The organism is Novosphingobium sp. 11B, from assembly GCF_054589055.1.
Genome location: NZ_BAAILP010000091.1, coordinates 1 through 3,414 on the forward strand (window position 1 = coordinate 1; position 3,414 = coordinate 3,414).

Here is a 3,414-nt window from a genome sequence, read left to right on the forward strand (position 1 = left end):
TCCAGGGCAATCTTGAGTCGCCCTGGATTGCTTCGCTACGCTCGCAATGACGAAAGGTTGGGTCAGGCCGATCGAACCGCCGCGCAGAAGGCGGCGATGCGCGCCTCGTCCTTCACGCCCGGCGCGCTCTCCACGCCCGAGGAGGTATCGACCAGCGGCGCTCCTGTCAGCCGGATGGCCTCGGCGACGTTCGCCGGGTCGAGGCCCCCCGCGAGGCCCCATGCCAGCGGTCCCTTCCAATTCGCGACAAGGCCCCAGTCGAAGCTGAGGCCCATGCCGCCGGGCAGGGCGCCCTTGGGCGTCTTGGCGTCGAAGAGGACAACATCGGCGGCGCCCGCGTAGGCGTTCGCGCGGGTGACGTCGTCGGAGGTGGCGACGGACAAAGCCTTCCATACGGGGATGCCGAAGCGGGCACGCAGCTGCGCGGCGCGTTCGGGCGTCTCGGACCCGTGGAGTTGCAGCGCGTCGAGCTTCGCCGCGCCCACGGCCTCGCCGAGCAGCGCGTCGTCGGCGTCCACGAACAGGCCGACGCGGCCGATCCGGTCCGCCGCGCGCTCCGAAAGCTGCGCCGCCTGCACCGGGCTCACCGCGCGCGGGCTCTTGGAGAAGAACACCAGGCCGATGTGCGCGGCGCGGGCGCGGATGGCCGCTTCCAGCGAAGCGGCGGTGCTGATACCGCAAATCTTGATTGCCGCTGTTGGCATATGCGCGCCTTGCCCTAAGCTGCGGTCCTGCATGAAATGAAGGACGTGAAGTGAATCGGTTGGGCCGCTATCTAATGCCAATCGCAGCCGCGGCAATGCTCGGCGGCTGCAGCGTGAAGGAGTCGATCCAGCAAGCCGACGCCGAAGTGGTCCGCTTCCACCAGGCGCTGGACGCAGGCCGTTCGCAGGCGATCTGGGATGCCACCGGGCCGGACATGCGCAAGGCCACCACACAGAAGCAGTTCGTCGCCCTGCTCGACGCGGTCCATCGCAAGCTGGGCAACGTGAAGTCGAGCAAGCAGGTCGGCTGGAACCGCAACGCCAGCACCAACGGCAGCTTCACCACGACAACCAACGAAACCGTGTTCGAACGCGGTAGTGGAACCGAGCAATTCGTGTTCCGAAAAAGTGAAGCCGACAAGCTCGCGCTCGTCGGCTATCACATTCAATCGAACGAGATGATGGTCAATTGATGGTCGATCACGGCGCCAGTTCGAACTGCACCGTCACATTGACGTTCATCTCCAACTCGCCCGCAGCGACCGGCGGCGGCGCGGCGGCGGCGACCATGTCACGGGCCTCCTTGCGCACGAACATCACCGGCTGCGGCGAATAACCGCCGCTCTCGCTGATCGAGACGATGCGCGCGACCCGCAGGCCCGATGCCTTGGCATAGAGTTCGGCGCGGGCACGGGCGGACTTCATCGCCTCGACACGCGCCTCGTCCATCGCCGCCTCGGGCTGCGAGAGCATGAAGTTCGGGCCGTTGACCTGGTTCGCACCGGCGGTGACGAGCGCGTCGATCACCTTGCCCATGTCCTGCAGCTTGCGCTGGCGGACCGAGACCGAATTGCTCGCACGGTAGCCGACAATGCGCTGCTGGCCGTCGTCCTCGTAAGAGCCATCGGGCAGGCGCTTGGGCTGGGCATAGACCGGATTGACGTTGAGGTTGCTGGTCTGGACATCCTTGTCGGCGATCCCGGCCCGCTTGAGCGCGGCGATCACCTTGGTCATCTGCGCCGAGTTGGCCGAAAGCGCCTCGCTGGCAGTCGTGCCCTGCGTGGTCACACCGGCGCTGTAGTTCGCCATGTCGGGCTCGCGCGTGGACGAACCTTCGGCGGTGACGGTGAGCATCGTGTGCCCCGCCTCGATGGCGGGAGCAGGGGCCTGCTGGGCGAAGGCGGTAGGGGCGGATGCTGCCATAGCCGTGGCGGCGAGCAGGCTCAGGGTCTTCATAATGGGGTCGCACTCCCGGGGGTTGTTCGGTGGACAACAATCTGGACGGAGCGAGGTTGCGAAGGGCTGAACGGTGAAGTGCGCGAATGTTAAGGTGAGAAGAGGATGAAGCAGGGGTTTACCACCCCTGCACCCCGTGACCCGTCGAGGTCGGGCGCGCAGCATCGTCATGCAATGAGGCTGCGTCGGGAGACCAATAGCCTGCGGCGCAATGTGGACGCGACGCTGCTGCGCGCACAACGATGACAGTAAAAGGGTCTGGGGCGATGGCCCCAGAATCCTCTTTTTCCGTTCTTAAAGAGTAGCCTCGATAGCCTTCGCCGCTGCGAGGGGATCCTCCGCGCGGCTGATCGGCCGTCCGATCACGAGCACGCTGGCGCCTGCATCGCGGGCTTCGCGCGGGGTGACGGTGCGCTTCTGGTCGCCGACTTTGCCGTCTGCCGGGCGCAGGCCGGGGACGACGAAGTAGCCGTCCTTCCACTGCTTGTGCACCGCGCCGACTTCGTGGCCCGAGCAGACGATGCCGTCGAGCCCTGCGGAATGGGCGAGGTCGGCGAGGCGCAGGGCCTGGTCGTAGGGGTTGGCGTTGACGCCGATGGCGGAGAGGTCGTCGCCGTCGAGGCTGGTGAGCACGGTGACGGCCACGACCTTGCAGTTTTCACCGGCGGCGGCCTTGGCGTCTTCCATCATGGCGCGGCCGCCGGCGGCGTGGATGGTGACGATGGAGGGCTGCAGCACATGGATCGCCTGCATGGCGCCGGCGACGGTGTTGGGAATGTCGTGCAGCTTGAGATCGAGGAAGATGGGGAGGCCCACCTTGTGCAGTTCATGGACGCCGTGGTGGCCGTGGGCGCAGAAGAATTCGAGGCCCAGCTTGATCCCGCCGATATGGCCCGAGACCTTGCGCGCCAGCGCTTCTGCGGCGTCGAGGCGAGGGAGGTCGAGGGCGAGGTAGACGGGATTGCGGTTCATGACTTCTCGATTTCCGACGGGGTTTCGATTGGGGTGACGGGCACGGTTTCGTGCGCTTCGGCGAGCGAGGGCATCGAGGTGGCGCGCAGCGAGTTCTCGAGGCTGGCGATGCGGCGGTTGAGCCGCCAGCGCACGGCGCGCAGGTAAGCCCACACCGGCAGCATGCCCAGCCCGAAGAAGAGCAGCGCGACGACGCCGACCGGCCATTCGAAGTGGAAGTAGTTGCCGTCTGCCAGAGGCCAGAAGTTTACCGGCACTTTGGTCCAGTTCATCGCGATGAATGCGACGAGCACGGCGGTGAGCACGACCCATGCGATGGTGCGGATGACCTGCATTGTTCCTCCTGCTTTCCCGGCGATGCTAGGCGTGAATTTTCCGCAAGGGAAGGGATTCCGCCGTCGTCCCGGACTTGATCCGGGACCGCTGGCCGAGAACAACATTGCTCTCGGCCAGGCGCCTTATCGACAGCGCGCATCTAAAGACAGCCAGCGGTCCCGGATCA

Annotated in this window: 5 protein-coding genes; 1 reads left to right on the forward strand and 4 read right to left on the reverse strand. The window is 66.0% G+C overall.

Annotation, left to right across the window (positions count from 1 at the left end):
- Window positions 1–62 precede the first annotated feature (62 nt).
- Window positions 63–704: a phosphoribosylanthranilate isomerase gene (locus tag ACYPYD_RS07915; protein ID WP_459662700.1), complete on the reverse strand. Its 642-nt coding sequence runs from the start codon at window positions 702–704 to the stop codon at window positions 63–65.
- 113 nt (window positions 705–817) lie between these two features.
- Here ACYPYD_RS07915 and ACYPYD_RS07920 point away from each other — a divergent pair, with 113 nt between their 5' ends.
- Entirely contained in the window at window positions 818–1,177 is a 360-nt protein-coding gene (locus ACYPYD_RS07920; RefSeq protein WP_271181119.1) for a DUF4019 domain-containing protein, read from the forward strand.
- A 7-nt stretch (window positions 1,178–1,184) separates the two neighbouring features.
- Here ACYPYD_RS07920 and ACYPYD_RS07925 read toward each other — a convergent pair whose 3' ends face one another.
- The 3 genes from ACYPYD_RS07925 to ACYPYD_RS07935 all read right to left on the reverse strand — a co-directional run bounded on the left by ACYPYD_RS07925 (window position 1,185) and on the right by ACYPYD_RS07935 (window position 3,247).
- Window positions 1,185–1,940: an SIMPL domain-containing protein gene (locus ACYPYD_RS07925; protein WP_008833294.1), complete on the reverse strand. Its 756-nt coding sequence runs from the start codon at window positions 1,938–1,940 to the stop codon at window positions 1,185–1,187.
- A 294-nt stretch (window positions 1,941–2,234) separates the two neighbouring features.
- A complete protein-coding gene (pyrF, locus tag ACYPYD_RS07930) occupies window positions 2,235–2,912 on the reverse strand; it encodes an orotidine-5'-phosphate decarboxylase (protein ID WP_008833293.1) in 678 nt (225 codons plus the stop codon).
- Complete coding sequence (locus ACYPYD_RS07935; RefSeq protein WP_211150239.1) at window positions 2,909–3,247, reverse strand: LapA family protein; 339 nt, start codon at window positions 3,245–3,247, stop codon at window positions 2,909–2,911. Before ACYPYD_RS07935 ends, pyrF begins: the two co-directional genes overlap by 4 nt.
- Window positions 3,248–3,414: the final 167 nt, after the last annotated feature.